This is a genomic window from Saccharopolyspora shandongensis, from assembly GCF_900106995.1.
Classification (GTDB): domain Bacteria; phylum Actinomycetota; class Actinomycetes; order Mycobacteriales; family Pseudonocardiaceae; genus Saccharopolyspora; species Saccharopolyspora shandongensis.
On sequence record NZ_FNOK01000004.1, the window covers coordinates 160,296 to 186,820 of the forward strand.

Annotated in this window: 27 protein-coding genes; 5 read left to right on the forward strand and 22 right to left on the reverse strand. The window is 69.2% G+C overall.

Going from position 1 to position 26,525, the window contains the following annotated elements:
* Positions 1-186: 186 nt before the first annotated feature.
* From BLW84_RS05650 to BLW84_RS05680, 7 genes are all read right to left on the reverse strand, one after another.
* On the reverse strand, positions 187-921 hold the full coding sequence (locus BLW84_RS05650) for an ATP-binding cassette domain-containing protein (RefSeq protein ID WP_093262095.1): 735 nt from the start codon (positions 919-921) through the stop codon (positions 187-189).
* Between the two features lie 8 nt (positions 922-929).
* Positions 930-2,708 carry an alpha-D-ribose 1-methylphosphonate 5-phosphate C-P-lyase PhnJ gene (locus BLW84_RS05655; protein ID WP_093262097.1) on the reverse strand — a complete coding sequence of 593 codons (1,779 nt, stop codon included), beginning with the start codon at positions 2,706-2,708 and terminating at the stop codon, positions 930-932.
* Positions 2,705-3,823, reverse strand: coding sequence for a carbon-phosphorus lyase complex subunit PhnI (locus BLW84_RS05660; protein WP_093262099.1), 1,119 nt, complete (start codon positions 3,821-3,823; stop codon positions 2,705-2,707). Before BLW84_RS05660 ends, BLW84_RS05655 begins: the two co-directional genes overlap by 4 nt.
* A complete protein-coding gene (gene phnH / locus BLW84_RS05665; protein ID WP_093262101.1) occupies positions 3,823-4,371 on the reverse strand; it encodes a phosphonate C-P lyase system protein PhnH in 549 nt (182 codons plus the stop codon). Before phnH ends, BLW84_RS05660 begins: the two co-directional genes overlap by 1 nt.
* Positions 4,371-4,787 carry a phosphonate C-P lyase system protein PhnG gene (locus BLW84_RS05670; protein ID WP_093262103.1) on the reverse strand — a complete coding sequence of 139 codons (417 nt, stop codon included), beginning with the start codon at positions 4,785-4,787 and terminating at the stop codon, positions 4,371-4,373. The genes phnH and BLW84_RS05670 overlap by 1 nt, the downstream gene beginning before the upstream one ends.
* Entirely contained in the window at positions 4,784-5,515 is a 732-nt protein-coding gene (locus BLW84_RS05675; protein ID WP_245760952.1) for a GntR family transcriptional regulator, read from the reverse strand. Before BLW84_RS05675 ends, BLW84_RS05670 begins: the two co-directional genes overlap by 4 nt.
* 182 nt (positions 5,516-5,697) lie before the next feature.
* Positions 5,698-6,639 (reverse strand): phosphate/phosphite/phosphonate ABC transporter substrate-binding protein, encoded by a 942-nt coding sequence (locus BLW84_RS05680; RefSeq protein WP_093262106.1) that lies wholly within the window; start codon positions 6,637-6,639, stop codon positions 5,698-5,700.
* A gap of 140 nt (positions 6,640-6,779) precedes the next feature.
* On the opposite strand from BLW84_RS05680, the gene BLW84_RS05685 reads away from it, so the two are divergent.
* Positions 6,780-7,943: a cytochrome P450 family protein gene (locus BLW84_RS05685; RefSeq protein WP_093262108.1), complete on the forward strand. Its 1,164-nt coding sequence runs from the start codon at positions 6,780-6,782 to the stop codon at positions 7,941-7,943.
* Between the two features lie 256 nt (positions 7,944-8,199).
* The gene (locus BLW84_RS05690) at positions 8,200-9,087 is read left to right on the forward strand and encodes a DUF72 domain-containing protein (RefSeq protein ID WP_093262110.1); all 888 of its coding nucleotides are present in this window, start codon (positions 8,200-8,202) and stop codon (positions 9,085-9,087) included.
* A gap of 378 nt (positions 9,088-9,465) precedes the next feature.
* Here the strand turns inward: BLW84_RS05690 and BLW84_RS05695 are convergent, their stop codons facing one another.
* Positions 9,466-10,518 carry a hypothetical protein gene (locus tag BLW84_RS05695; protein ID WP_093262112.1) on the reverse strand — a complete coding sequence of 351 codons (1,053 nt, stop codon included), beginning with the start codon at positions 10,516-10,518 and terminating at the stop codon, positions 9,466-9,468.
* Between the two features lie 113 nt (positions 10,519-10,631).
* Between BLW84_RS05695 and BLW84_RS05705 the strand changes: the two genes are divergently transcribed.
* Positions 10,632-11,138 (forward strand): DUF72 domain-containing protein, encoded by a 507-nt coding sequence (locus BLW84_RS05705; protein ID WP_342743104.1) that lies wholly within the window; start codon positions 10,632-10,634, stop codon positions 11,136-11,138.
* A 25-nt stretch (positions 11,139-11,163) separates the two neighbouring features.
* Here BLW84_RS05705 and BLW84_RS05710 read toward each other — a convergent pair whose 3' ends face one another.
* From BLW84_RS05710 to BLW84_RS05725, 4 genes are all read right to left on the reverse strand, one after another.
* Positions 11,164-12,567, reverse strand: a complete 1,404-nt coding sequence (locus BLW84_RS05710; protein ID WP_143060862.1) for a hypothetical protein — start codon at positions 12,565-12,567, stop codon at positions 11,164-11,166.
* Positions 12,561-14,618, reverse strand: a complete 2,058-nt coding sequence (locus BLW84_RS46000) for a hypothetical protein (RefSeq protein WP_143060863.1) — start codon at positions 14,616-14,618, stop codon at positions 12,561-12,563. Before BLW84_RS46000 ends, BLW84_RS05710 begins: the two co-directional genes overlap by 7 nt.
* Positions 14,608-15,555: a hypothetical protein gene (locus BLW84_RS05720; protein WP_143060864.1), complete on the reverse strand. Its 948-nt coding sequence runs from the start codon at positions 15,553-15,555 to the stop codon at positions 14,608-14,610. The genes BLW84_RS46000 and BLW84_RS05720 overlap by 11 nt, the downstream gene beginning before the upstream one ends.
* 99 nt (positions 15,556-15,654) lie before the next feature.
* A complete protein-coding gene (locus BLW84_RS05725) occupies positions 15,655-16,338 on the reverse strand; it encodes a Crp/Fnr family transcriptional regulator (RefSeq protein ID WP_281247362.1) in 684 nt (227 codons plus the stop codon).
* 145 nt (positions 16,339-16,483) lie between these two features.
* On the opposite strand from BLW84_RS05725, the gene BLW84_RS05730 reads away from it, so the two are divergent.
* Positions 16,484-16,975: a Pycsar system effector family protein gene (locus BLW84_RS05730; protein ID WP_143060865.1), complete on the forward strand. Its 492-nt coding sequence runs from the start codon at positions 16,484-16,486 to the stop codon at positions 16,973-16,975.
* Here BLW84_RS05730 and BLW84_RS05735 read toward each other — a convergent pair.
* The 10 genes from BLW84_RS05735 to BLW84_RS05780 form a co-directional block, all read right to left on the reverse strand.
* Positions 16,941-17,711, reverse strand: coding sequence for a protein phosphatase 2C domain-containing protein (locus BLW84_RS05735; protein WP_093262124.1), 771 nt, complete (start codon positions 17,709-17,711; stop codon positions 16,941-16,943). The genes BLW84_RS05730 and BLW84_RS05735 overlap by 35 nt on opposite strands.
* Before the next feature lie 6 nt (positions 17,712-17,717).
* Positions 17,718-18,173 carry a MarR family winged helix-turn-helix transcriptional regulator gene (locus BLW84_RS05740; protein WP_093262126.1) on the reverse strand — a complete coding sequence of 152 codons (456 nt, stop codon included), beginning with the start codon at positions 18,171-18,173 and terminating at the stop codon, positions 17,718-17,720.
* A gap of 173 nt (positions 18,174-18,346) precedes the next feature.
* Positions 18,347-18,589 carry a hypothetical protein gene (locus BLW84_RS05745; protein ID WP_093262128.1) on the reverse strand — a complete coding sequence of 81 codons (243 nt, stop codon included), beginning with the start codon at positions 18,587-18,589 and terminating at the stop codon, positions 18,347-18,349.
* A gap of 41 nt (positions 18,590-18,630) precedes the next feature.
* Positions 18,631-19,065: a type III secretion system chaperone family protein gene (locus BLW84_RS05750; protein ID WP_093262130.1), complete on the reverse strand. Its 435-nt coding sequence runs from the start codon at positions 19,063-19,065 to the stop codon at positions 18,631-18,633.
* Between the two features lie 106 nt (positions 19,066-19,171).
* On the reverse strand, positions 19,172-20,365 hold the full coding sequence (locus BLW84_RS05755) for a cytochrome P450 (RefSeq protein WP_093262132.1): 1,194 nt from the start codon (positions 20,363-20,365) through the stop codon (positions 19,172-19,174).
* Positions 20,366-20,571: 206 nt separating this feature from the next.
* The gene (locus BLW84_RS05760) at positions 20,572-21,432 is read right to left on the reverse strand and encodes a DUF4097 family beta strand repeat-containing protein (protein ID WP_093262134.1); all 861 of its coding nucleotides are present in this window, start codon (positions 21,430-21,432) and stop codon (positions 20,572-20,574) included.
* Positions 21,433-21,506: 74 nt separating this feature from the next.
* Positions 21,507-22,019, reverse strand: coding sequence for a toxin-antitoxin system HicB family antitoxin (locus BLW84_RS05765; protein ID WP_093262136.1), 513 nt, complete (start codon positions 22,017-22,019; stop codon positions 21,507-21,509).
* Positions 22,020-22,105: 86 nt separating this feature from the next.
* Positions 22,106-23,323 carry an MFS transporter gene (locus BLW84_RS05770; protein ID WP_093262138.1) on the reverse strand — a complete coding sequence of 406 codons (1,218 nt, stop codon included), beginning with the start codon at positions 23,321-23,323 and terminating at the stop codon, positions 22,106-22,108.
* Between the two features lie 23 nt (positions 23,324-23,346).
* Positions 23,347-23,946, reverse strand: a complete 600-nt coding sequence (locus tag BLW84_RS47255) for a DUF5825 family protein (RefSeq protein ID WP_177226303.1) — start codon at positions 23,944-23,946, stop codon at positions 23,347-23,349.
* Complete coding sequence (locus BLW84_RS05780) at positions 23,943-25,760, reverse strand: RiPP maturation radical SAM C-methyltransferase (RefSeq protein WP_093262142.1); 1,818 nt, start codon at positions 25,758-25,760, stop codon at positions 23,943-23,945. The genes BLW84_RS47255 and BLW84_RS05780 overlap by 4 nt, the downstream gene beginning before the upstream one ends.
* Here BLW84_RS05780 and BLW84_RS05785 point away from each other — a divergent pair.
* On the forward strand, positions 25,738-26,478 hold the full coding sequence (locus BLW84_RS05785) for a PQQ-binding-like beta-propeller repeat protein (RefSeq protein ID WP_093262402.1): 741 nt from the start codon (positions 25,738-25,740) through the stop codon (positions 26,476-26,478). The two genes, BLW84_RS05780 and BLW84_RS05785, sit on opposite strands and share 23 nt — an antisense overlap.
* Positions 26,479-26,525: the final 47 nt, after the last annotated feature.

The window sequence follows — 26,525 nt, forward strand, 5'->3', positions numbered from 1 at the left end:
TGGTTTGCGTCACGTTCCCCTGGGGTGCGGTTGAGGAGGACTGGGGTTGACACAGGGCTACTCATGCCCGTTCCGCCTCTCCGCGATTCACAGTGGTGGTTGCGTTCAGCCCAATCTCCCGTTGCGCGGTTTCTCGTGGCTGGCCTGGGGTGCGGTTGAGGAGGACTGAGGTCGGCAAAGGGCTGCTCATGCGGCGAGCACCTCCTCGGCCGTGCCGGAGCGGACGATCCGGCCGTCGGCCATCTCCACCACCCGCGTCGCCAGCCGCCGGATCGCGTCGAGGTCGTGGAACACCGCCAGCACCGCCACGCCCTGGCCGGTCAGCGACGCGATCAGCTCCAGCGCGCGCTCCCGGTTCGCCGGGTCGAGCGCCGACACCGGCTCGTCCAGCAGCAGCAGTCGCGGCGGCCGCACGGTTCCGGCCGCGAGGTTGACCCGCTGCCGCTCACCGCCGGAGAGGACCCCGCAGTCGACGTCCCACAGCACCTCGTCCAGCGCCAACCGCCGCAGCGACTCCGCCGCAGCGTCGCGCGCCTCCGCACGGTCCAGCCCACGGCGCCGCGCCGCGGCCGCGACGACCTCCAGCGGCCCGGTGCGCGGTGGCGTGGCGAGGAACTGCGAGACGTAGCCGAGCTGTCGGCCGCGCAGCCTGGCGAGGGCGCGATCCGGGAGCGCGGTCAGCTCCACCGGCCCGTCGTCGGTGTGCAGGACGACCGAGCCGGAATCCGGCAGGTAGCTGCGCTGCGTGCAGCGCAGCAGGCTGGACTTGCCTGCGCCGCTGGGCCCGGCGATCGCGACGTGCTCGCCGGCGGAGACGTCGAGGTCGACGCCGCGCAGCGAGACGACCGTCCGGCCGTCCACGGTGTGCAGGGTGAACGTCTTGTGCAGGCCGCGAACGGTCAGCACGGGCTTGGCGTCCATTGTGGACCTCACCTCCGGGCGGCGGCGACGAGCCGCTGGGTGTAGGGGTGGTGCGGGTCGGCGAACAGCTGGTCGGTCAGGCCGCGCTCGACGACGCGGCCGAGCTGCATGACCAGGCTGCGATCGGTCAGCGCCTCGATCACCGCGAAGTCGTGGCTGACCAACACGGCCGCGATGTCGCGCTCGCTGAGCAGCCCGCGCAGCAGGTCGAGCACGCCCGCCGCGACCGATGCGTCGAGCCCGGTGGTCGGCTCGTCGAGCAGCAGCACCGGCGGCTCGGTGGCCAGCGCCTTCGCGATCTGTACGCGCTGGCGCATACCGCCGGAGAAGGTGCTCACCGGGTCGTCCATGCGCGACAGCGGCACCTCGACGCGGTCGAGCAGTTCGGCCGCGCGCTTGCGGATCGCGTGGTAGCCGCGCCACCCGGCGGCGGTCAGCCGCTCCGCGACGTTGCCGCCGGCCGTCACCCGCAGGTCCAGCCCGGCGGCCGGGTCCTGGTAGACGACGGCCATGGTGTCCACCCGGAGCCGCCGGCGCTGCGCGGAATCCAGCCCCAGCAGATCCGTCCGCCCACCGTCCACACTGGACAGGAAGACGCCGCCGCCGGTGGCGGGCTCGTCGCCGATCACGCAGCGCAAGGCCGTCGACTTGCCGGAACCAGACTCGCCGATGATCCCGAGCGCCTCGCCGGGCGCGACGTCGAACGACACGTCCCAGGCCGCGACCACGGCCCCGGTCGCCGGGCTGACCGCGGTCCCGTGCTCGGGGCCGGTGCCCGCGACGGCGCCCGCGCCGCCCGGCCCGTACACCTTGCCGATGCCGTCGACGCGCAGCGTCCACTCCGGACCGTCCACCGGGCGCGGCGCCTCGACGACCTCGACCGGCCGCGGCGCCACCTCCGGCAGCATGTCCACCGGCAGCCGGTGCCCCGCCACGTCGGCGTCCCCGGACTCCACCCGCGAGCACCAGTCCGAGTCGCTGCACGCGTAGGTGCCCTCGCCGCCCTCGACCAGGAAGCTGGTCGTCGAGCCGCAGTACTTGCAGCTGGCGCCCGGCACCTGCTCGACCTCGAACGGGATGTCGTCGAAGGTCAGCGGCACCACGTCGGTGTGCGGCGGGATCGCGTAGATCCGCTTCTCCCGGCCCGCGCCGTAGAGGTTCAGGTGCTCGCACTGGTGCAGCTTCGGCACGTCCCAGCGCGGCACCGGGCTGGTCGCCAGCACGTAGCGGCCGTCCACCAGCACCGGGTAGCCGGTCGACTTGGTGATCACCCCGTTGCGGACCATGTCCTCGTACAGGCTGACCCACATCGCCGAGTAGTCGTTCTCGGCGTGCATCCGGGCGCATTCGACGACCGACTTCTGCACGCCGCGCAGCGGCTCCGGCACCGGCACCTGGTACACCAGGACGTGCTGCCGGCCCAGCCGCTCCTCCGGAATCCGGTGCCGCGACTGGATGACCGTCGCCCGGCGGGTGTCGGTGCTGGCGTCGCAGCCGGTGGTGCCCGCGATCATGCGCCGCAGGTTGACGGCGTTGACGCCGCCGTCGTCGCCCTGGTCGATCACCTTCACGACGTCCTGCTCGCCGATCACGGCCAGCGTCACCTGCAGCCCGCCGGAGCCCCAGCCGCGGGCCACCGGCATCTCCCGGGAGCCGAACGGCACCTGGTAGCCGGGCACGCACACCGCGACCAGCGCGGCCCGCCGGATCTCCCGCTTCGCTCCCTCGTCGAGGATCCCCGCGCTGTCGTCGGTCTCCGACAGCAGATCCCGCACGGCCGTGGTCATCGGCATTCCTCCCCGAACGGCTCCGGCACGCGCGGCTCGGTCGAGTTCCGCGCCGTCCGCCGGGCGATCTTGCGGTCCACCATGGACCGGAACGTCACGTAGTGCGGCAGCTTGAGGTGCTCCAGGAAGCCGCCCGAATCCAGCCCGTCGGTGGTGAGCAGCAGCAGCTGCTCCAGCGGGCTGTCCGGCGCGGCGCGGCGCCAGGCGATGTCCAGGTTGGCCATCGCGATCGCCTTGCGCTCGTTGTGCCCGAAGCAGAGCCCGTAGCCGACGTCGAAGCGGGTGCGGTCCTCGTCGGCGCCGTCGAGGTCCTCGATGCCCTCCACCTCGGTCACCCGGATCTGCCCGACCTCCACCGGATTCCCGGTGTGCGGGTGCACGACCCGCAGCGGCACGCGGCCGTGCCGGGTGTCGCCGAGGGTGATCTCGTGGACGTCGCCGTCGGGCCCGAGGATCGACCGGTACCAGAGCCCGACCAGCGCGCCGGTCTCCGCGCGGGCCATGCTGGAGAGCACCGCCGAGCGCGGCGCCGGCGGGCGGGCGGCCCGCCGGGTGATGTCGAAGGGCTCGGGGTCCTCGGCCGGCTCGCCGTGCTCGACGACCAGGTCCAGGTCGCGGAGCAGCTGGTAGAACCGGCGCGGCCGCCGCTGCTCCGCGGTCCGCTCGGCCGGCTCGGCGTCATGGCGATTTCGCGCGAAATCGCCGTCCGGCTTCTCGGCTGGGCGCTCCAGGAGGCGGCCGGTGTAGTCGGTGGTGCGGCCCAGCAGCTGCGGGCCGTCCGGGGTGCGGTTCGCCGGGACGATGCGGCGCAGCACCACCATCTCGTCCGGGTCGACGGGCTCGGTGACCGCCAGCCGCGGCAGCGTCGACCGGTGCGCCCGCACGAGGTGCGCGGCCTCCAGCGCGTCGCCCTCGGCCTGCCGGAACGCGTCGGCGGCGGTCGGCGGGTCGTACAGGCCCGCCTCGCCCATGATCCGGTCGACGGCCAGGCGGAACCGCAGCACGATCTGCTCGGTGCTCGCCCACTCCGCCGGCGCGTGGTCCCGCGACCGGCGCACCAGTTCCTCGGCGGCGAGGATGGCGTTCATCCCGCCGCGGACTCCGGAATATCCCATCAGGCACCTTCCTCGACTCGGGTGGAGCGCGGCAGCCCGACCAGCTCCCCGCCGGGGCCGACCAGCAGCAGGTCGAAACCGGCCGGGAAGGAGATCAGGTCCCGCCGCCGCGCGACGAAGTCGGCGGGCAGACCGGCGACGCGCAGCTCACGACGGCCCGGCACACCGGGCCCGGCGAGCCGCAGCGGCCGACCGCCGCCGAAACCTTCCACGGCAAGGGAAATCAGCGCGGCGTCTTCGGGCGCGGTGGCGCTTCCGACGCTGAACCCGGCCAGGCCGTCGAGCGGCTTGAGCAGCGCCGCCAGGCGCGCGGCGGGGCGGTCGACGATCGGCGCTGAGGTCTGGGTGCGGACGACGTCGGCGCAGTCATCGACGTGCACCGGGGTGTCCAGGTCGGCCAGCGCCAGCACCGGCAACAACGCCGCCGGAACCCCTGGGGCCGCGATCGAGGGCAGGCCGAGCACCTCGCCCGGCCTGGCCAGGGCGTCCAGCACGGCGCGGAAGACCAGTTGCGCCTGCTTGGGCGACAAGGAAGCGGTCGCAGTCATCACAATTCCTCGAACTCGACGATCGTCGGGGCCAGCTCGGCCCACTCGGTGTCCTCGGCCAGCCGCTGCCGCTCCGCGACCCGCGCGCAGAGCTCGTCGACCTCGGTCCGCGCCCGGCCGGACTCCACGGCGGCGTCGAGGATCGCCGCGGCCAGCGCGGCGGCCCGGTCGTCGCCGAGCCGCATCGCCCAGCCGCGGGCCCCGTCCAGCTCCACCTCGGCGCGGCAGGCGAGCACGTCGCCGAGCAGGAACCGGTCCCGCACGATCGGTTCCCGCACCTGCACCGACACGCACCCGACCTCCGGCGCCACCAGTACCTTCGGCGGCGGCGCCGCCTCCAGGCAGGCATCGGCCAGCTCGATCACCTCGGCCGGTTCGGCCACGGCGAGCAGCGCGGCACGCTGTTCCCTGTTCACTCGTCCTCCGGTTGGTACGGCCCGTCCATCTCGACGACGATCCGGGCGGAATCTGGGCGCGACCAGGAGCGGCTGAACAGCACCGGAAGTCCGGTGCCCGAGTCCCGGCTGACGCTCTCCACCAGCCACACGGGGCGGCCGGACTCGATCTCCAGGCCCGCGACGACCTCCGGCTCCGGCAGCGTGTTGCTGACCCGGCACCAGGAGCGCACCGGCCGGACCCTGGCCATCTGGCGCAGGATCGAGTCGACCGATTCGACGCTGTGCACCGCGATCTCGACGTCGGGCAGCACGTCGGCCGGGATCCACTCGTTCGACCAGCCGTGCAGCAGGTCGTCCACGTAGTACTGGCGGATCAGCAGGCTGGCCGGGCTGCCGGTGGGCCGCTCCAGCAGCTCCGCCTCGGCCGCGGGCAGCGGAGCGCGCCGCACGTCGCGCACGACCGAGCGCGGCTCGGCACCCGCCTCGCGCACCGTCTGGTGCCACGACGGGGCCCGCCGCTGGGAAATCACGTAGTCGATGCGCCGGTTCACGAAGGTGCCGGCGCCCCGCACCCGGCGAACCAGCAGCCGCTGTTCCAGCTCCTGCATCGCGGCGCGGGCCGCCGCCCGCCCCACCGCGAACCGGGCGGCGATCTCGTGCTCGCCGGCGATCCGGCTGCCGGCCGGCAGCTGCACGAGCTCGGCGGCGAGTGTGTCGGCTATCTCCACGTACCGGCTTCTGACCACGACCGGAAGCCTGCGCGCAGAGCTTGTCCGGACAACTTCGCCGAACCCAACGCGCAGAACCGCGAAGGTGAACAGCCCGGACACTTGTCGCGTACCCGCTGGTAAGACCGACGGCCGGGCGCCGAAAGCAGTGGGGACCGCAGTTTCAATTGAAACTGCGGTCCCCATCGGACGGTCGGGTGTCAGCTGCCTTCGGTGCACTGCTTGTCACGGGTGATGCCGCAGACGTCGCGGACGCTGTTGAACGTCGCGTCGTCGGCCGGGACGAAGCCCCAGTAGCCGCCGACCTCGCAGTCGTCCGCCGTGCAGAAGCCGTTCGCCTTGAAGTAGTCGGCGTTGGCCTTGGTCTTGAACGCTTCCACGACCTTGTCCTTCAGGGCCGGGTCGAGGTCGTCGGAGATCGCGGCCGGCGAGCCCGGGATCAGCTCCGAGCGCCACACCACCCGCAGGTCACCGGGCTTGATGCCGCCCTTCTCCGGCAGCAGCTTGTCGACCATGGTGTCGTAGGCGAACCCGGCGTCGCACTGGCCGCTGGCCACGCCCAGCGCGGACGCGTCGTGCCCGCCTGCCAGCACCGGCTTGACGTCGTGCTCGACGTCGATCCCGGCCTTCTGCAGCGCCGCCTTCGGGTAGAGGTAGCCGGAGGTCGAGTTGGGGTCGACGAAGCAGACCTGCTTGCCCCGGAAGTCCTCGATGCGCTGGATCGGCGAATCGGCCTTGACCACGCCGTAGGACCGGTAGCCGGGCGCCCCGCCCTTGGTCTCCACCTGCGCGCCGAGCGGGCTGATCCGCACCCCGCTGTTCTTCGCGACCACGTACGACAGCGGCCCGTACATCGCGATGTCGATCTTGCCGGTGCGCTGGCCCTCGATGACCGCCGCGTAGTCGGTGGCCTTCTCCACGCGGATCTTCTTGCCGGTCTCCTTCGCGAGCATGTCGATCAGCGGTCGGAACTCCTGCTCCAGGCTGGTGGAGTCCTCCGACGGGATCGAGGCGAACACCAGCTCATCGGGGTTGCGCGCGCCGCCCTGCTCGGTGGCCGCGCTCGGGCCGCAAGCGGTCAGGCCCAGCGGCAGCGCCGCGCAGGCGAGGACGGCGAGCAACCGCCGGGAGATCTTGAACATGGCAGGTCCTTCCATTGCCGAGGTGCGCGGTCAGCGTGCGGACACCAGGTGGAGCGGCGACCGGTTCCCGGTTACGCCGAGCCGAACGGCTGCGGACGGTCCGGCGCATCTGACCTGACAACTCGCGTAGCTTCGAGACCGTGATCGAGATCGACTCCGCCTTCGTCACCGCTCCCCGCGCCACCTACGCCCGCCTCCGCGAGCAGGGGCCCGTGCACCGCGCGACCGCCCCGGACGGCACATCGATCTGGCTGGTCACCCGCTACGCGGACGTGCGCGCGGCGCTGGCCGATGCGCGGCTGTCGCTGGACAAGAAGCACTCCGGCGGCGGCTACCGCGGCTTCTCGCTGCCGCCCGCGCTGGACGCGAACCTGCTCAACATGGATGCGCCGGAGCACACGAGGCTCCGCCGCATCATCGGCAAGGCCTTCGCCCCGCGCCGGATCGAGCCGCTGCGACCGCGGGTCCGGCAGATCGCCGACGAGCTGCTGGACGCCCTGGACGGGCAGCGCGAAGCGGACCTGATGCCGGCCTACTGCGCGCCGCTGCCGATCACGGTGATCTGCGAGCTGCTCGGCGTGGACGCCGCCGACCGGCCGGACTTCCGGTCGTGGACGGACGGCATGCTCGCGCCCGAGACGCCCGACCAGGCCCGCGACTCGCTCCGAGCGCTGTACGGCTACCTGCTCGAACTGATCGCGGCGAAGCGGGCGAATCCCGGTGCGGACTTCCTCAGCGGCCTGATCGAGCTCCGCGACGAGGAGGACCGGCTCAGCGAGGAGGAGCTGACGTCGGCGGCGTTCCTCGTGCTGTTCGCCGGATACGAGAACACCGTGAACCTGCTGGGCAACGGGCTCGCCGCGCTGCTGACGCGACCGTCGGCGCTCGCCGCCGCCCGCAGCGGAGTCTCACCGGCCACTGTGGACGAACTGCTGCGGTTCGATCCGCCGCCGCAGCTGGCGATCCGCCGGTTCCCGGTCACCGACGTCGAGATCGGCGGCGTGACCATCCCGGCCGGGGAGACGGTGCTGCTCTCGCTGGTGTCGGCGCACCACGACCCGGACCGCTACGCCGACCCGGAGCGCCTGGACCTCGACCGCGCCGACAACCCGCACCTGGCGTTCGGCCACGGGCCGCACTTCTGCCTCGGGGCGGCACTGGCGCGGATGGAGGGGGAGATCGGTTTCGGCGCACTGCTGAGCCGGTTCCCGGACCTCGCGCCTGCGGTGCCGGAGGAGGAGCTGCAGTGGCGGAACTCCTTCCGCAACCGCGGCCTCCGCACCCTCCCGGTGACGCTCCGCTGACCCCGGACGAAGGCATCGGGGCGCGGGGAATCCACCCGACGCTCAGACCCGTGCCAGCCGTGGCCACCTGGGGCGCAGGGCGTCGATTTCGCGCGAAAACGCCATCGGTGCCAGGCATCGGATGGGCCGGGCGGAACCGTTTTGGAACGACGTCTTGGGCGGAGCCGGAGACTCCTGTTCCACGACGCGTCCGGGTGGGTAGTCCGATGCTCGGAGACCCGCCGGTCGGCGAACCGGCGGACACGTGGGAAGGGTCATGCGAGCTCGTTCGGCATCGCGCAGGATCCGGATCGGCACGTCCGGCTGGGTGTACGGCCCGTGGCACGGTCCGTTCTACCCGCGCGATCTGCGCCGCGGCGCCGAGCTGGAGTACCTCTCGAGCCGCCTCGGCTCGGCGGAGATCAACGCGTCGTTCTACTCCCTGCAGCGCCCGGACACCTACCGCCGCTGGGTGGAGCAGACCCCGGACGACTTCCTGTTCGCGGTCAAGGGAAGCCGCTACATCACCCACATGAAAAGGCTCCACGACGCCGAAACGCCGCTGGCGAACTTCTTCGCCTCCGGCGTTCTCGCCCTCGGCTCGAAGCTCGGCCCGCTGCTCTGGCAGCTCCCGCCGTCGCTGGGCGTCGACGTCGAACGCCTGACGGCGTTCTTCCGCCTCCTCCCCCGGAGCACCGCCGCGGCCGCTGCGCTGGCCGCTCGGCACGACGATCGGCTCGCGGGCCGCTCGCTCACCGAGACCGACGCGGATCGGCCGCTGCGCCACGCGCTGGAGGTCCGCCATCCCGGCTTCGCCTCCGCCGAGGCGGTCGAGCTGCTCCGCAGCCACGACATCGGCCTGGTGGTGGCGGACGCGGCGGGGGCCTGGCCGCATCTGGAGGACGTCACGAGCGACTTCGTCTACCTCCGCTTCCACGGCGCTGAGGAGCTGTACGCCAGCGGCTACAGCGCCGAGGACCTGGACCGCTGGGCGAAGTTGATCAGGTCGTGGCACGAGGGCAAGTGCCCGAGGACGGAGCACACGGTGGCGACTCCGGCGCGAACGACCAAGGGCCGAGACATCTACGCGTACTTCGACAACGACGTGAAGGCCCACGCGCCCCACGACGCGATGTCCCTCGCCAAGCGCTGCGCCGGCTGTTGAACGGTCGGCTTGGGCATCGTTCGGCGGTGGAGCGCAGCAGCCCTGCCCACGGCATGGCACCCGATCCCCGGTGAAGCGACGCTTCCGGAATTCCGGGGGGGCGTGCGTGCCTCGTGTCGCGATAAAGGCTGTCCGGCAACTTGTTCTGCGCGCCGTTTTCGCGCGAAAACGGCGTTCCCCACGCCTGCCAGGTGCCGTTTTCGCGTGAAAACGCCGTCCCTCCCGCCCTGCCGCACCCGCACGCCGCAAGATCTCGGACAGCCTCTGTGGCAGCCAGAAGTTCGCACGGCCCCTGGCCTGGCGAGGTCGCGCTCGCAGCCTCGGGGTCGTGAGTGCTTTGGATCGCTATCACGATCCAAAGCACTCACGACGCGCCCGTCAGGTTGTTTCCGGGCCCGGGAGTTCCGGGCGGTCGTCGAAGGTGCTCCGGACCAGTTCCGCCAGTTCGTCGTGGCCGTGCGCCGCCAGCACCTCCGCCACCCGGCGGCCGAGCGCCGCGCGCTCCTCCCCCGTCGCCAGGCTTTCGATCGCGGCCAGCACGTGCTGCGACGCGCCCAGCCTGGTGCCCTGCACCTCGAATTCCTCCAGCCGGAACGAGCGCATCGTGTGCTGGTCGCCCGGCATCGCCGTTATCCACTGTGGAGGGTGGAGGTCCGGGTCCGGGATCCGGGTGTCGTGCGCGGCCGCGGTGAGCCTCCGCAGGTTGCCGATCTGGCGGACCGCTTCGTCGACGTTGCCGTCTTCCCGCGCCAACCACCAGACCAGCGCGCTGCCGGGATTCTTCAGCACGTCGTCGGCCAGGTAGGCGCGCTTGTCGCGCTCGTGGTTCCGCGCGCGTTCCCAGAGCTCTTCCTGCTTGCGCGCCTCGGCGAGGCGGTGCAGCCGGCCCGCGTCGGAGTCGGGCAGTTCGAGCCGCACGTCGCCGGCCCAGGCCACCACGTGCCCGGACGAATCAGAGCGTTTCACGCCGAGCGCGGCGTTCAGCCGGTACTGCGCGAGCTCGCCCTCGTCCGGCGGGATCTCCGCCACGAAGTGGGTGGCCTGCTCCAGGATCAGGTCGATGGCCAGCCCGCCTGGATCGGCGTGCGGCAGCCCTGGAGCGTCCGGATTCGAGTACCAGAAAACCTTGCCGGAGAACAAGAACTTGTAGTCCGGGTGTGCGCTGCGCATCGGCAGGCCCGATAACGACCGTTCGGCCGATTGCGGCCGCTCCCGCGGTTCGGCGGCTTCGGCCACCGGCTGCTCCGCCGCAAGCTTCTGGTCCTGCCGGCGCCGGTATTGCCAGAAGATCACCCACGGAGCGACGCACGTCGCGGCGACCAGCGCCAGCCACAGCCACACCGGCCAGCTGAAACGCAATCCGAGCACGATCCAGAGCGCCGCCGCGATCACCGACACTGCCTTGACGACACCACGCTGCTCACGATTCATCCGGCGGTCCTCCACCCACTGGGCTGCACCCCACAATTCAGTACCGGGCGTCCGGCGCGGCGGACCCGTTCAAGCGGTTTTCCGCTCGAACAGAGCAGACCCGCTCCCGGATCGTGGCAGGCTCAGAACCGGAGGAGCACGGCGGTGGCGTCGTCGTGGAGCTTTCCCCTTCGCCTGCGGGTTTCCGCCGCTTCGGGTTTCGTGCTGGCGACCCCGAATCCGCCCGGTTGGTTCCGCAGATCGCGGACCACTTCGAGAGTGTAGCCAGGCGGGTGGTCGATCCGGTCGTCGATGATCGGCCGGGCTTCGCCCGCCACGTCGAGCACGACCGGACTGTCGGCGAGCACCAGGTACTCCAAGCCGTCGCCGCCGACGAGCTGTACGTCAGCGGCTACAGCGCCGAGGACCTGGACCGATGGGCGAAGTTGATCAGGTCGTGGCACGAGGGCAAGTGCCCGAGGACGGAGCACACGGTGGCGACTCCGGCGCGAACGACCAAGGGCCGAGACGTCTACGCGTACTTCGACAACGACGTCAAGGCCCACGCACCCCACGACGCGATGTCCCTCGCCAAGCGCTGCGCCGGCTGCATTCGGGACGCTTCAAGCCGAACGGCCTGAAGCGTCCCATCCGCTAGAAGGTCATCTAGAGTGGTCGCTCCCCGTCGGTCCGATTCTCGTCACGCGGCGGTAACTGACCAGCCGGCGGCGAAGCCTTCGGGCTCTCATCAGCTTCCTGGGCCAAATCGTTCGCCTCCTCCCTCCGGTCTACCTCTCTCGGCTCGATGTCGTCAGGCTCCTGCGAATCCATCGCCTCTCGACTCACACTCGACTGTTCGACGCCTCCTTCGTCCGGGAAACCTGTTGCCGCAGAACTGAAGGGGAACTTCTCCTCATTCCACTGATCAGCGCCCTGCTCCACATCCATGACAGGTGGTGCGTCAAAGCGTCGCCGCACCTGTTCAGCCGCCTCGCTATGTCCCTGGACTTCGAGAAGGTCTGCCAGACGACGGGCGAACATTGCTCGCTCCGGTCCTTCGGGAAGCTCTTCCACAAGCCCAACCGCGTAATCGTCAAGACCCAGCCGTGACTCGTCGGGGTGTTCACCATCGCTCACGGCCGGTCGCTCGGAAAGCACGAAGGGAAGCTGCGACAGGCCAGCAGGTGGAGGGGAGCACTCGTCGAGCAGGCTCAATTTCGCGCTCAGCGACGTCCCGAAGTCAAAGGGACCTGCGGTGCTGGTGGGCAACTCGGTCATGGCAGCAGCGGCCGTAAGCTTCTGCAGGCTCGAGATCTTCTCCACGACCTCGTCCACACGCCGCTTCTCATCGGTGCGCGGCCCAGCCAACCACCACACAACGGCGCTACCAGGAGTGGTCAGCACGTCTTCACCGAGGTATGCGCGCACGTTCCGTTCGTAGCTGCGCTCGTGCTCCCAGACTTCCTCGTCCTTACGCACCTCAGCGAGACGCATGAGTCGCTCCGCATCCTTCTCCGAGAGCGACAAGGCGATATCGTCCGCCCATACCTCGACGCGGCCAGTCTGATCCACCCTTGCCGAACCGAGCACGTTCATCATCCGATAACGAGCACGGCTATCTTCGTCGGGTGGAATCGAGGCCGCCAAGCTCGCTGCTTCGGCCACGATCAGGTCGGCTGCAAGCGCGGCGGGGTTCGGATGCGGCAAGCCCGGCGCATGGGGCAACAAACGCCAGAACACTGTGCAAGCAAAGGCAAATCGGTAGTCTTGGTAGGCACTGCGCAACAACACATCCCGCACCTCGTACAGCTGCGGGCTTGGAGCTTCCGCCGTTTGCTTCGGTTCCTCCACTACCTCTTCGTCAGCGAAGTCGTGGACTTTCCTAGTCCGCGTCCGAAGGTGCCACTCCACGACCCCATAAGCGGTCAACGAGGGAGCCAACAACGATACGAAGGCCAGCCCTATCCACAACCACATCGGCCACTGGTAGATGAGGCCAAGAGCAACCCAGATCGCAGCCACGACCACAGAGAGCACACGAAGCCTGGTTTTCTGTTCACTGCTCAACATCTTCCTGTCCCCTTGACATCAGAAAGCTGCAATCCCTGTGCGGCGTCGATCTTGCGAGCAAGTTCTCGATAAGTCCGCTGCCGCACGGCACGTTCCTCGCCATCAGGGCCGGCGGCAGCCCAGTCACGGCTTGACACGTGGAGCGCACCAAGCTTTGCGAGTTCACCTTCGGTCGACTCGACCAACACGTTCAGCAGAAGCGAGCCAGGCTCGCCAGCACGGCTGGCCACGAGCCACTCCTCGACCCTCTCCAACCACCCGTCAACCTCACGCATGAACACAACGCGCCAGCCGACCACCAGTTGGCGCTGGACCGTGCGGTTTGTGATCAAAGCTGCGGAGCGCGAGCTCGTGTCCAGCAAACGCTGCGGATCAGAAGTCGCGAGGAACAAGTCCGCATCCGAAGTCCTGGACTGCTGGGTTAGCCAACTGTTCATCCACCACAGGAACCGGCGATAGAACCGATTGTCTTGCGCAAGATTCGAAACTGCGCTTGTAGCAGCGCCAGCTACCTCTTGCGCGTTATGCGATGCCAGCAGACGCAACCGAACTACTGCCTGATCAGGGTGCGTCTCAGCCATCACTTCCGCGCACACAGAAACCAAAACTTGAGCGAGATGTACAGTGAGGCTTGGTTGAGCCGCCCATTCGTAGATCTTCTTCCGGATGTCCCCTGCCGCGCTGGGGGACGACATCTGCCCCAACCCATGCGCCAGTGCAGCAGCCGCCCAGCGAGCGGACCGAGGCGGACGGCGCTGTCGATCCGCCTGCTTCGTCCACTGCTCGGCAAGGACGCACAGATCGTTTATCCGCCCTGCCCGACGTGCTTGTTCCGCGAAGCGGACCACCAACCGGTCACAGTCATCGTCGGCCAGGTCCAGCGCACCCACGCAATCTCCGACCCAATCCCGGAGAGAATCCCTGAGTTCCGGGAAGTTCGCCCAGAAGTGATTTCGGACCGCGTTCTCATAACTGATCGCGTCGAAGGCGACCTTCCTTGAGTTGTTCGGCACAACCTTCACAGACCGGAGAACGTCATCCAGACCATCCCGTTCCAAGACATGCTTCTCTTCTTCGGGATACTCGAGCCTGGTCAGCAATGATTTCGCCGCAGCCTGCACCGAGTCTGCATGCGAGTCCTTCAACATCGCCGCCGCTAAGACGATCGCACGCTGAGGCGCCGAGCTATCCCTGATTTGACCCGCCACCTGCTTTCCATGCTTAGCGAACGCCTCACATGCCCGTTCTACCCAATCGGCAAAGCCTCCTGACGAGTTCGCGTGCTTGGCTTCCAAAATCCGCTGACATAACCGGTCCAGGTCCCGCAAAGCCGCATCTGCCAAGTGTTCCTTAAGATTCTCGTGGTCCAAGTCCTGCTCGGCGAATTCGACATGATCAACCTTGAGGCACTTGTCCAGCACCGCCTTCCCCGACGGACGCCCGATGGGTACGTGCAGCCGACTGAACTCCGGCAGCAACAGGTGATCCGGGTCTGGCGGGAGGACTACGACCAGTGCTCCCTCGTTCACCACCACAGCGCCTCGCAGGGACTCCAACTTCGCCTGCACGGAACGGAACTTCTCCGGCCGTTCCTCAGCCGACATGTCAAGCAATAGACGTTCGCCCGGCTGAACCGACTCCGGATCGAGCGAATCCTTCTCTTCCTCGTCCGTTTCGACCGGCAGCTCACGGAACTGAGCGTCGGGAGTGGCGGAGTTGTACAGCAGCATCAGTGCCGTACTGCGACGACCACTACCCGGTTTTCCACTCAGCAGCACAGTTCTGGACGACTCACCCAACTTGCTCTTGGCTTGCCAGTACCCAGGTGGTTCAATGAACCGATCCTTCAGCCGGGCTAGCTGATCGGCAGTCAACGTACGCTGCGACGTCCGTCGATGGATCTCCCCCGACTCCGTGAGGATGAAGGTCAATCCGCCGTTGATCTGGTGCCCGCTCCCGCCGTGCACCTGGGCCCCATCTCCAGTGACAGACGTACCAACGTCTCTGCCGACCTGCTCGATCCCTACGAACGCAGCCCGGTCAGCGCCCATCGCCTTCTTCCCCGCCCTTGTTAACCTGGTGCCTGATCCGACCGCGGTTGGTGCCGAGGATGTTCACCCCATCACCGAGCGGCGCGTTGAACTGGTCCCCACTGCCGGTGTGCATCGAGAGGTTGTCTCCATTGATGGCGGTACCGACGTTGCCTTGAACGTTGCCAATTCCCACGGTCGACTTCACGAATCGCTGCTCAAGCACCCCGCTTGGACCTCCGTCCCTCATACGCCCTGAGTCCTCCGCCGTGCCGCCCCAGCTATCGACGACAGGCGGTTCCGGCGGGGTGAAGCCACGCGACAATAGGTCTCCGGATGGCTTGGGAACCCGCAAGTAGGCCGTCCCCCGATAGGTCTTCACCTCGACGGCGACCGGCACGTACAAGTCAGGGGCATCCGCTGCGTAGCCCGAGACAACCGCGTCCTCGTATACCCGCTGCGAAATGATCGCTGCGACGCACGTCGTATCGTTCGACCTGGTCAGCATGTCGCGGACCGGCTCGGCGTCGATCATGCGATGGGCTTCGATGCGCGTGTCACCGCTTCCATCGCTGATCCCGTTCTGCCCGGAGTCGGTCATCGGACCGACCGTGAGACTCACCCGCATCCGCAACTTCTGGCGATCGCTGACCGGGTTGACAGCGTTCTGGTACTCGAGTTCGGCCTGGAGTTCGGGCAAGAACGGGTTCAGCAGGAAGGGCAGATACTTCGGCTCGAACCCAAGGAAGTAGCCGTCACCGGTCGTCCCTTCGAAGCGCACCTGCCGACGCAGTTCACCGAGCCCGCACCTGACGAGCGCGTGCTCCAAAATTACCGGGATCTGCCGCGTGATCCACTCATGATCCCGCCCCTTCTCGCCACTGAAGTTCTTTACATCAACGACCACCAAGGCTCGGTACGGAGGCAGTTCTGCCACTTCATTCCGGTTCGCGTTCACCGGTTTCTCCTTCCGTTGCAAGCATTTGTGACACCGGGAGATTCCCGGATTGGCATGGCAAGGGCTGTCCACGAGCGGACAGATTTAAAGTGATACACGTCACTCGCGGGTAACTGCGCCTGCCAGGCCCGCGAGCGCGCGCACGTCAGCAACGACGATGCGCGGCCCGGGCCCCAACACTCCCCCCGACCGCAACACACCGAGCTGCTCGGCTACCGTGCTCCGTGCGAGCCCCAACGCGCTGGCCAGCCCTTCCTGGGAGAAAGGCACACGCCAGCGGTTCGGATGGCTGGGATCTGCCAGACGCACTACTTCCAGCAGCAACCGTGCGATCCGCTGCCTCGGACTGAAGTGCACCTGGTGGATCTGATACGGAACAGTCTCCGACAACTTCGCCACGAGGTAGTCGGCAAACTCGGCCTGCGCATCTTGCTCCAGCAGGAACCGGTCGAAATCCGGCCGCAACATGAAGCAGGCGGTGCAGTGATCTAACGCCTGCACTGTCGCCGTCCGGTGGCTATGGCGATTGGCCGCCATCTCCCCAACAAGGTCCCCCGGGCCTCGGAGCGAGAGCAGCACCTCCGAGCCGTCTCGTTCGCTGGCAAGCACTTTCACTCGACCACTGGTGAGCGCGAGCAGGAAGCCGCCTTTCTCCCCCTGCTGAAGCATGAACTCCCTAGGGCGGTAACTACGCATTGCCCCACTACCTGCCAGCGCGGCCCAGCGCCGCTCCCCCAGCAAGCCGCGAAAACCTCGTGTCGAGTTGTCTGCTCGGTTGTGCACTCAACGTCCGTACCCGTTCCGCACCCCGGACCGCGAGCGGTCCAGCGAACTTCCGCTCGAAAAGAGCAGACACCGCACGGATCGTCACGATCGTCTCACTCGAATGGCGTTGGTACGACGGTTGAAACAGCGCAGACTCGATGCCATGACCGCCACCGAACATGCATGGAAGGCACTTCAACACACCAATGACTTGATCAAGATCGCAGACGCCAAGGCTGCAGCGATGCTCGCCGCCGACGGGGTACTCGTTGGCATCTTGGTTCGCGCACTACCCGCACAGCAGCTTTGGCTCACGGACTGGCTGCACGCCGGACTTCTGCTCATCAGCATCGGATCAGTCGGCGCTAGCCTCTTGTTCGCGCTTAGAGTCTTCGTGCCTCGACTAGACCCCGGGGCATCGCAGTCCATTCTCTTCTTCGACAACGTCGCGAGGCAGTACTCGAAAGCCGGGGACTTTGTGCCGCCCTACCGCACGACGCTCAGCGATACGGCAAAGTTGGAAGAATCTCTAGCCGAGCAGATTTGGGCCACGAGCCGCGTCACACAACGCAAGTTTCGGAACGTGACACCCGCTATTTGGCTTTTTGGGTTCGCCTTGATCATCGCCTTGTTGGCGAGCGTGATGAAGAGCTGAACCGCAAGAACACGGCGGTGGCGTCGTCGTGGAGCTTTCCCCTTCTCCTGCGGGTTTCCGCCGCTTCCGCGGCTCGCACCCGGCGCAGCAGTTCCATTGGTCCGGCCTGCTCCACGAGGTCCAGCAGGTCGGTCCAGTCGCCGAGGCCGAAGCGGTCCACGTAGCGGGACGCGCCGTCGGTGAGCAACACCGCCCGGCGCACGCCCGCCGCCGGGAGCACACCGTGCACGGCCTCGTGCGCCGCTTCGGGTTTCGTGCTGGCGACCCAGAATCCGCCCGGTTGGTTCCGCAGGTCGCGGACCACTTCGAGAGTGTAGCCGGGCAGGTGGTCGATCCGGTCGTCGATGATCGGCCGGGCTTCGCCCGCCACGTCGAGCACGATCGGGCTGTCGGCGAGGACCAGGTACTCCAAGTCGTCGCCGCGCACCCGCAGCAGCGTCACCGTTGTAGAGGGGCTCGACGGGTTGTGCAGGTCGCAGGTGTCCGCGTGCGCTGCGCAGGTCGCGCGGATCGCGTCGGCCAGCAGGTCGACGGCCGTGCCGTCCGACGCCGCGAGCCGCTGGGCCAGCTCGCCGCCGAGCCGGCGCACCAGCCAGGGCACGTCGTGCACGCAGCCACTGTCCACTCCGGACGGAGCGGTCGCGCCGTCGAGGACGAACGCCCAATCGGGCCCGGTGACCAGGTAGTCCTCGTTCGGCCGGCCGGGCGTGGCGATCGTCGCCTGCGTCGCTCGCACGTCCGGTCAGTCGCCGGGCCGCTGCGGCAGCTCGTGCAGCGCCGCCACCAGCGGCGCCAGCTCCGGGACCTGCCCGGCCTCGACCAGCGCCTTCTCCAGGGCTTCGTCGTGGGTCGGGCGGGCCCGCTCCCACAGTGCCCGGCCCGCGTCGGTCAGCTCGGTGTAGATGCCGCGGCGGTCGTCCTTGCACAGGATCCTGGTCAGCAGCTCGCGATCTTCCAGCCGGTTGACCAGCCGGGTCGTCGCGCTGCCGCTGAGCGCCGTGGCGCGGGCGAGCTGCTGCATGCGCATGTGCCAGCCGTCCTGGCGACTCAGGGCGTCCAGGACGGTGTACTCGACGACCGACAGCCCGTGCTCGGCCTGCAGCGCCTTCTCCAGCGCGGTTTCGAGCGCCCCGTGGAGCGCGGCGAGCGTGCGCCAGCCGTGCGCCCGAATCTCGACGGCGTCGTCGGCGATCCCCACCGCACACCTCCCGTGATGCGTATCTCCTGCGACTATAGCAGCCTGCGCGGCTATGAAGCGTGTGCAAGCATTTATCGCGCGCCTGCAACTACCCACTTTCACCTGCATCAACTCAGGCACCTGCCGCCAGGGCATCCCCAGCCCGCCACGAAACCAACGGATCGAGCGGCCGCTCAGCTCCGCTTGAACACCACGTACGCCTCGACCCAGCCCTTCTCGTTCGGCGCCACCGAGAACCGGTCGAGCTCCCAGCCCTTCTCCTCGATCGCCTCGATTCGCTCCGACCACGGATCGATCGCGTCGTCCTTGCTGCCGGACAGCGCCACCAGGCGAACGGTGAACCGCCGCCGCCCTCCATCGAGAGCGGCGGCGGCCATCGCACCGAGATCGGCTTTCGAGTTCTGGAAGAATCCCATTCCCCCATTAAACCCAAATGCCCCGAAATGCTCGAATCGGGTCAGTGTTCGTCGTTGCGGAAGAAGAGCTCTTCGAGATGATCCGCGGTTTCCGCGACGAAGTTCAGCGGATCGGTGAACTCGTTGATGTCGAGGTTCAGCAGCGGCAGCGAATGCCGGAGCACGACGTGGTCCCCGATGATCAGCGCCCCGCACACGACCGAGGTCTGCCCCAGTTCTTCCAGCAGTTTCCGCAGGTTGACGCCCTCGGCCCGGCCGATCACCGACACCACCTGCACCCAGTCCTCGCTGCCGTCGAGCCGCTCGTGGCCGACGATGACGATCTGGCTGCGGTCGTCCTCGTACTCGACGAGGAGCCGGATCTCGTCCTCGCTGTCCTCGATGATCCGGTACTCGGGCTCGCCTTCCTCCACTTCACCGGGAACGACCCGGTATTCGGTCCGGACGAATTCGAGAAGATCTTCCCAGGTCGCCACGGTTCCTCCCAGCAATCGGCCGCGAACCGGCATGGATTTCGACGGCGATCTTGCCACGCCACCCCACCGCGCCGACCCGTTTTCCGGCTGCGAGCAACCGAACGCGTTATTCGGCGAGTACGGGCAGCGAGGTCGCGCCGATCATGTCCGTGCCCGGCATGAGGACCGGCGGGTTCGCCGGATCCGTGCGCAGCACCGGGAAGCGGTCCAGCAGGATGTCCATCGCGATCCGGCCCTCCAGCCGGGCCAGCGGCGCGCCCAGGCAGAAGTGGATGCCGCGCCCGAACGCGATGTGCGGGTTGGGATCGCGGGCCGGGTCGAAGGCGTCCGGAGCGGCGAACACCCGGTCGTCGCGGTTGGCCGCCCCGAGCCACACCGAGAGCACCTGGTCCGCGGGCACCCGCCGGCCGCCGACCTCCGCCTCGGTCGTCGTCGCCCGGTAGGTGAGCGCGAACGGGGCCAGCAGGCGCAGCGATTCCTCGATCGCGCCCGGCACCAGCGCGCGGTCCGCCCGCACCCGCGCCGCCTGCTCCGGGTGCGCGTCCAGGCACATCACCGTGTTGCCCAGCAGCATCGTGGTGGTGATGTGCCCGGCGGCCAGCAGGAGGCCGGCGAAGTTCACCACCTCGTTGTCGGTGAGCCGTTCGCCGTCGACCTGCGCCTGCACCAGCTGGGTCAGCAGGTCCTCGCGGGGGTTCCGCCGCCGCTCCGCGGCGTGCCCGAGGAGGTAGTCGTTGATCTCCCGCATGCCTTCGGGCGACGCGTTCATCTCGCGCAGCTGCTCCTCTCCCTGGGCGGAGACCGAGAGCTGCTGGCCGCCGCTGAGCACCTCCTCCACCCACTTCTGGAAGAGGTCGCGGTCGCTGCTGGGCACGCCCAGCAGCTCGGCGATGACGATCACCGGCAGCGGGTAGGCGAGATCCGCGACCAGTTCGAACCGACCCTCGTCGGCCACCGCGTCGAGCAGTTCGTGCGTCAGCGCGGCGATCCGCGGTTCGAGGTCGGCCACGATCTTCGGGGTGAACGCGTGGCTGACCAGCCGGCGCAGCTTGCGGTGCTGCGGCGGGTCCAGCTGCGTCAGGTCGCCCTCGAGCAAGGCCGGGTCGAGGTCGATCGGCATGACCCGCACGATGTCGGAGGAGAACGTCTTCGGGTCGCCGAGGACCTCGACCGCCTCCCGGTGGCCGTAGACGTTCCACACGCCCCGCGCTTCGTCGAAGTCGACCGGGGCGGCCGGTTTCTCGCCGCGCAACCAGAAGTGCTGCGGATCCACTGGAATCCGGGCAGCATCGATCACCATGGTTTTTCGCCCTTTCGTTGAGGTGGAACCAAAACGGGTGCGTCCGATCAGGACTGGTACCAGGCCGGAGCGAAGGCAGCAGGATGCGCATCCGCGTGAACATCGGGCGCATCAAGGGCCGGAATCGTGGCGCAGGAACTCGGTCCTGGCGAAGGTCACCGCCGGAAAGCGCGGCGGCGTGGTGCTTTTCGGCGCCTACTCGCCGGTCATCCGTCGACGAGCGAGGAGTGGCGCACGATGATGTCACCGCTCACGGTGCTGGCGCGGACCTCGACGGTTTCCTCCGCCTCTCCCGGCGCGTCGACGCTGTTCAGCGAGTTGTGCACGCGACCGATCGTGGTGTTCAGGTCCAGGTACGCGGCGGTCCCCTCGCGGATGCCGACCTCCAGCTCCCCCACCGACACGTCCAGCGCCACCGTGCCGCGCGCGACTTCGCCGATCCGGATGTCGCCGTTGGCGGCCTTGGCGCGGACGGAGTCGCGCGCCTTCTCGACGGTGATACTGCCGTTGGCCGCGCTCAACCGCGCTTCACCGCCGATCTCGCCGATCCGGGTCTCCCCGTTGGAGTTCTTGAACACCCCGGCGCCGTCGATGCGCCTGATCCGCAGCTCGCCCGACCCGGTGGCGGCCTCGACCGCGCCAGCCACGTGGTCGACGGCGACCGCTCCGGTGGCGGTCTTCGCGTTCAGCGGGCCGGTGGCGTCGAGCCGGATGGCGCCGACCGAGGTCCGGAACCGGCACTCGCCGAGCCGTCCCTCGCCGCGGAAGTCCCCCTGCGCCGACTCGCCGCGCACCCGCGACCCGGTCGGCAGCTCGATCAGCACCTCGACCGAGCCGCCGTCGCGCGGGCCGTAGTGCCGCCACCGCTTCTCCGCCTTGACCAGCAGCTCACCATCGGAGAACTCGACGCGGGTCAGCTCTGCCGCCTTCACGTCGGCCTTCCGCGACGGGTCGGTCGGCCGCACGTCGACGACGGTGTCGGCCCGGTCTGCGGCGACGATCCGCACGTCGCCCAGGACGACGTCGATCGTGGCGGAAATCGGTTCCGGAGTATCGAAAGTAGGCATGGTTGTCCCCTCAGATCGTGTTCGGTGAGCGTCCTCGCTGGTAGGACGTGTGGTGTGCGGGTCGGAGCGCGCCGCTAGCGCGCCCACCCGGTGTAGCGCTGTCCGCGCCGGCCGCTGCTGCGCCCGGCGGGCCGCCCGGCGGGTTCCACCGCAGCGGCGGCGGCCCGGACGAGCCACGCGTTGACCGACAGGCCTTCCCGCGCGGCCGCTTCCTCGACGCGGGCCTTGAGCTTTTCGGGCATCCGGACGTTGATCCGCGACATGGCGCCTTCGTCGGCCTCCAGGACCGGCCGCACCTCTGCCTGCGCGTTCTCGCCGTCGTCGGCCGCCTCGCCGTGGGCCACCAGTGGCGTCGTCACGACGAATTCCGGTTCCCCGCTGCGAAACCGCAGGTCCACCGACCCCGGCGCGAGCTCGCGGGTGATCTCGTCGGCAGCCGACGACAGCGCGTCCAGCAGCGTCAGCCGGAGGGCGGACTCCAGTGGTGTCGTGAGCCGCTCGGCGAGCTCCCGAGCATCGTCACCACCGACTTCGGCGGCGACGGCCAGCTCCCGCCGGATGCCGTCGACATACACCCCAATATCCATGGCATCATCATGGCACCAATGTGGCACCTGTGCAACCACCGGTGGCACTCGGTGCGCCACACCATGCGGTGCGGCCTCGACAACGATCAGCGTTTCGGCTGGCTGACGCCGCGCAGGCGCGGCGCGGCGGCGATGGCCACCGCCGCCGTCAGCAATGCCGCGCCGAGGATCACCGCGCGCAGCGACGTGACTTCGGCGAGCGGCCCGGCGAGCGCCGCGCCCAGCGGCATCAGGCCCCAGGCGAGCACCCGGTGCGCGCTGGTCACCCGGCCCATCATCCGCCGCGGCGTCAGGCGCTGGCGGTTGGCCGCGGACAGCACGTTCCACGCGCCCGCGCCCAGGCCCATGACGAAGTACGCGAGCCACGCTCCGCCCGGTGCCCGCACCACACCGAGCAGCGCGATTCCCGCGGCCAGCACGAACAAGGCGCCGATCATCACCGATCCGCCACCCAGCCGGCCGGCCAGCCGGGACGCGACCGGGGCGGCCAGCAACGTGCCGATCGCGGTGCAGACCAGCAGCGTCGGCACGGACGCCGCAGGCAGGCGCAGCGACTCGATCGCGAACAGGAACGCCACCGCGTTGACGCCGCTGGTGAGCAGCGCGGTCACACCGACGACGCCGACGACCGCGCGCAAGCCCGGGCTGCGCACCAGGAAGCGCAGCCCCGCTAGCACTTCCGCGCGCAACGACGTCGCATCGCGCTCCTGGACCGGTGCCGCCTGGCCGGGCACGGCGATCACCAGGAGCAGCGCCAGCCCCAGCGCGAGCGCGTTCGCCGCGAAGCACAGCGCGGGATCCCACGCGAACAGCGCCGCCGCCGCCAACGGTCCCGCGATCTCGACACCGGCGGTCTCCACGCTGACGAACCGGCCGTTGGCGCGTTCCAGCTCCGCCGACCCGGCCAACGACACCAGCAGCGTCTGCCCCGCCGAATCGGCGAACGTTTCCGCGCTGCTGAGCAGGAAACCGCATACCAGCAACGCGGGCAGCCCGGCCTTGCCGGTGTGGATCAGGGCGGCCAGCGCGAAGGTGACCGCGCAGCGGAAGGCGTGCGCGCAGATCAGCGCGTGCCGCGGCCGCCACCGGTCGACCACCGCGCCCGCGGGCAAGGCGACCAGCAGCCACGGCAGCACGGTCGCCGCCGCAACCGCCGAAACCGCCACCGGATCGCGCGTGCTCACCGCCGTGAACAGCGGCAGCGCCGCAGCCCGGATCCCGTCGCCGACCGACGAAACGGCCCAAGCACCCAGCAGGAGCCCGAACGGCCGGGAGCGCACACCCGCTGCCGGACCACCCACCATCGCAAGCCGCCTCCCCGCGCCGTTCAGACCACCATCGCGGGCACCGGCCAGCGCCGCAGCCGGGCCGGCGCCCACCAGCGCAGCCCGCCCGCGCGGACCAGCAGGCCGTGCTCGGCGAACAACGCGGTGGCGGCCGGGTCGCACGCGTCCGGGTCGGCGCCGGCCGCGAGCCTGCGGACGGCCGCGATCAGCTCGGATTCGTCCACCGTGTAGCACTCCAGCGCGCCGCTGCGCCGGTCCCGGATCTGGATGAAGCCCGGCCCTTCCCGGAAGACGCACTTCGCCGGGAAGTACGCCGCCCGCCACGGGTCGAGATCGGCACCTCCGCTCGGCGGCGGCAGGTGGGAGAACGCCTGCCAGGCCGGCGGCCGACCGGACGCGCGCCACTCGCAGCGCACGCCCCACGCGGCCAGCTCCCGCAGCAGGTCGAGCGCGGCGCGGGAGCCCGGCTCGTCGAGCCGGACCGGCCCGGTGAACACGACCTTGCGGACCCCGCCGTCGAACAGCCGACGCGCCTGGCCGACCGGATCCGCGGAAACCTCTTGCGCGCCAAGGGATTCCCCGCCCAACACGCCCAGGTAGTGGCGGAACATCTCGATCTGCACCTGCTGCCTCGCAGTCATCCGAGCCGGAGCAATTGCTGGTTGTTGGCCTGCGGGACCACGTGCACGTAGCGGCCGTCGTCGGTGAAGAGCAGGCCCCGGTGCCGCCAGCGGTCAAGCCGGTCGCGCACCCGCGGCCCGAACCCGGATTCCAGGTTCGGCAGCGAGCGCGGCCGGTCCAGCGCCCGGAACAGCTCCGCATCGGTGCCGGTCAGCACGTGCTCGTCCGGGCCGAACCCGGGCCGGACGTCGATCACCACCACCTCGTCGTCCAGCTCCACGTGCTCCAGCACGCTCGTCGGGTGGTGTTCCGCCCACGCGTCCACCGCCGCCAGCAGCTCGGCCTCCGCGCGGCCGCCGATACCGGCGGGCTCGGTGCTGAACAGGTAGGCGAGGTCGCGCAGTTCCCCGGAGGGCAGGTCGTAGTTCAGGAAGTACTGCGGATCGGGTTCCCGCGCCGCGAAGCCCAGCGCCGGGTCGTCGAAGTAGGGGCTGAAGCGCTCCAGGGCGATGCGGCTGGCCCCGTCCATCGGCGGCAGGTGGCTCAGGGCCGGGAGCTGCCCGACGACGGACGCGTAGTCGGAGTCGAGCTCGCCGGGGAATCCGTACAGGTAGTTCCACATCACCGTGAGCCCCAGCGACCGCGCGTCCCGCAGCAGCCGCACGTTCTGGCACCCGTCCACGCCCTTGTCCATCAGCCGCAGCACCCGGCTGCTGAGGTTCTCGATCCCGGGCTGCACCTGGACCACCCCGGCCCGCACCAGCTGGCGCAGCTGGTCGAAGCGCAGGTTCGCCTTGATCTCGCACTGCAGCCGCAGGTCGTAGCCGGCGGCTTCGAGCCGGGGCAGCACGGTGCGCAGGTACTCCATGTCGAGGATGTTGTCCACCAGGTACATGTCCAGCACCCGGTACCGCTCGGCGAGGCCGACCAGCTCGTCGTGGAAGCGGTCCGGGCTCTTGCTGCGGAACTGCATGGACGACCCGTTGAGCCCGCAAAACGTGCAGTGGTGCTTCTCGCCCCACCAGCAGCCGCGGGCGCCCTCCACCACGAGCTTGGGCTCGGTCTCGGAAGCGGCGGCGCATCCGGCGAACCGCTCCAGGTAGCCGTCGAAGTCCGGGGCGGCGATCTGCGCGGGCGGCAGCGGCGCGGTGGTCAGCTCGTTGACGTGCTCGCCGGAGCCGTCCCGCCAGCACAGGCCTGGTACGCGCGCCGGGTCACCGCCGCGGTCGAGGTGTTCGACCAGCGCGGGCAGCGCGAGTTCCCCTTCGCCGCGCACGACGAAGTCGACGAACTCGAAGTTGCGGTGCCAGGCGGCGCCTTGCGGGCCGTCGCAGTTGGCGCCGCCGAACACGATCCGCGACGCGGGGTCCAGCAGCTTGAGCTCGCGGGCCAGCGCCAGCGAAGCGGTGTTCTGCTGGAACGTGGTGGTGAAACCGATCAGGCCGCCCGCGGTGTCGGCGATTTCCTTGGCGTAGGCCGAGATCCAGTCCGGCACCAGGTCGTGCAGCCGCAGGCACAGCTCCAGCCGGTCCGCGTCGATGCGCCCGGTCATCGCCTCCCGGAACTCCGCGGCGCGCCAGCCGCGCACCCCGTGCAGGGCGGCGGTGAAGACCCAGTCACCGCAGCCCTCGAAGTAGGAGTCCAGCGAGAAGAAGTCGTACTCGCGCAGCCGGGTGCCCAGGTTCTGGTGCATCCAGTCGAAGAAGTCGAGGTTCGCGTCGACCACCCGAACGCGGTGCGCCCCACCCCGTTCGACGGCGGTCTTCAGGATTCCGCAGGCCAGCGACGGGTAGCCGACCGACGCCCACGGCATGTTCACCAGCGTCACGTCCATGCGATCCGGTCACCTTCCGGGCGGGCCGGAGGCCGGTGGGGCGGCGCCCCACCGGCTCCGCCGGCGTCACTTCGACACCCGCACCCCCGAGGTGCCGGTCCCGCCGATCGCCTTGGGGTCGTTGTGCACGGTCGTCTTCTTCACAGACTTCACCCCCTCCCCCGATAACCCGTCGGCCGAAACGATGTCCTCCCCTAGGACGAGGCCCGAGTCGCCCAACGATGCCGACCGCCGGGCACCGCGCGCAAGCCGGAATTCACCCGATCGCCCCGAGCGGAGAACGCGAACCATCCGCAGTTTTCTCGGTTTTCCCACCGGCGAGCGGGTCTGCAACCGATCGCCGGATGCTTTTGCGCCCGTTGTCGCATTGCCGGTCTACATGCTCTGGAACAGCGCGACGATCAGCGCGGTCACGGCGGATTCGGCCAATGAGGCACCGGCCGCTACCTCATCTGCCGCAGCGAGGAAGGCGGAGGATGGAGCCGACATCGAAGGCGGGGAGATCGACCGCTTTGGCCCGAGCGCTCGTGGAACTGCAGCGGCAGGCAACGGAATCCCGGGCCCGGGCCGGTTTGCGTTCGTCGAGGTCCGCGCTGGCCGAGGAAAGCGGCGTATCCGAACAGACGTGGGCGACTTCGTGTGGTCGTCCCCGACCGTCGTCGATGGCGCGGTGTACGTCGGCGGCAACGACGACTACCTGTACGCGGTCGCCACGTAGGAGAGCATCCGCCGGGCGCGGCCGACGACGTGGCGCACTCGTCGGCC

Excerpts from the sequence above, each read along its gene's own strand:
- BLW84_RS05765 (WP_093262136.1), bottom strand. The coding sequence starts at position 22,019 with ATGGATATTGGGGTGTATGTCGACGGCATCCGGCGGGAGCTGGCCGTC.
- BLW84_RS05660 (WP_093262099.1), bottom strand. The coding sequence starts at position 3,823 with ATGGGATATTCCGGAGTCCGCGGCGGGATGAACGCCATCCTCGCCGCC.
- BLW84_RS05730 (WP_143060865.1), top strand. The coding sequence starts at position 16,484 with ATGACCGCCACCGAACATGCATGGAAGGCACTTCAACACACCAATGAC.
- BLW84_RS05655 (WP_093262097.1), bottom strand. The coding sequence starts at position 2,708 with ATGACCACGGCCGTGCGGGATCTGCTGTCGGAGACCGACGACAGCGCG.
- BLW84_RS46000 (WP_143060863.1), bottom strand. The coding sequence starts at position 14,618 with ATGGGCGCTGACCGGGCTGCGTTCGTAGGGATCGAGCAGGTCGGCAGA.
- BLW84_RS05755 (WP_093262132.1), bottom strand. The coding sequence starts at position 20,365 with ATGGTGATCGATGCTGCCCGGATTCCAGTGGATCCGCAGCACTTCTGG.
- BLW84_RS05650 (WP_093262095.1), bottom strand. The coding sequence starts at position 921 with ATGGACGCCAAGCCCGTGCTGACCGTTCGCGGCCTGCACAAGACGTTC.
- BLW84_RS05680 (WP_093262106.1), bottom strand. The coding sequence starts at position 6,639 with ATGTTCAAGATCTCCCGGCGGTTGCTCGCCGTCCTCGCCTGCGCGGCG.
- BLW84_RS05690 (WP_093262110.1), top strand. The coding sequence starts at position 8,200 with ATGCGAGCTCGTTCGGCATCGCGCAGGATCCGGATCGGCACGTCCGGC.
- BLW84_RS05760 (WP_093262134.1), bottom strand. The coding sequence starts at position 21,432 with ATGCCTACTTTCGATACTCCGGAACCGATTTCCGCCACGATCGACGTC.
- BLW84_RS05780 (WP_093262142.1), bottom strand. The coding sequence starts at position 25,760 with ATGGACGTGACGCTGGTGAACATGCCGTGGGCGTCGGTCGGCTACCCG.
- BLW84_RS05710 (WP_143060862.1), bottom strand. The coding sequence starts at position 12,567 with ATGTTGAGCAGTGAACAGAAAACCAGGCTTCGTGTGCTCTCTGTGGTC.
- BLW84_RS05745 (WP_093262128.1), bottom strand. The coding sequence starts at position 18,589 with ATGGGATTCTTCCAGAACTCGAAAGCCGATCTCGGTGCGATGGCCGCC.
- BLW84_RS05785 (WP_093262402.1), top strand. The coding sequence starts at position 25,738 with ATGTTCACCAGCGTCACGTCCATGCGATCCGGTCACCTTCCGGGCGGG.
- BLW84_RS05695 (WP_093262112.1), bottom strand. The coding sequence starts at position 10,518 with ATGAATCGTGAGCAGCGTGGTGTCGTCAAGGCAGTGTCGGTGATCGCG.
- BLW84_RS05770 (WP_093262138.1), bottom strand. The coding sequence starts at position 23,323 with ATGGTGGGTGGTCCGGCAGCGGGTGTGCGCTCCCGGCCGTTCGGGCTC.
- BLW84_RS47255 (WP_177226303.1), bottom strand. The coding sequence starts at position 23,946 with ATGACTGCGAGGCAGCAGGTGCAGATCGAGATGTTCCGCCACTACCTG.
- phnH (WP_093262101.1), bottom strand. The coding sequence starts at position 4,371 with ATGACTGCGACCGCTTCCTTGTCGCCCAAGCAGGCGCAACTGGTCTTC.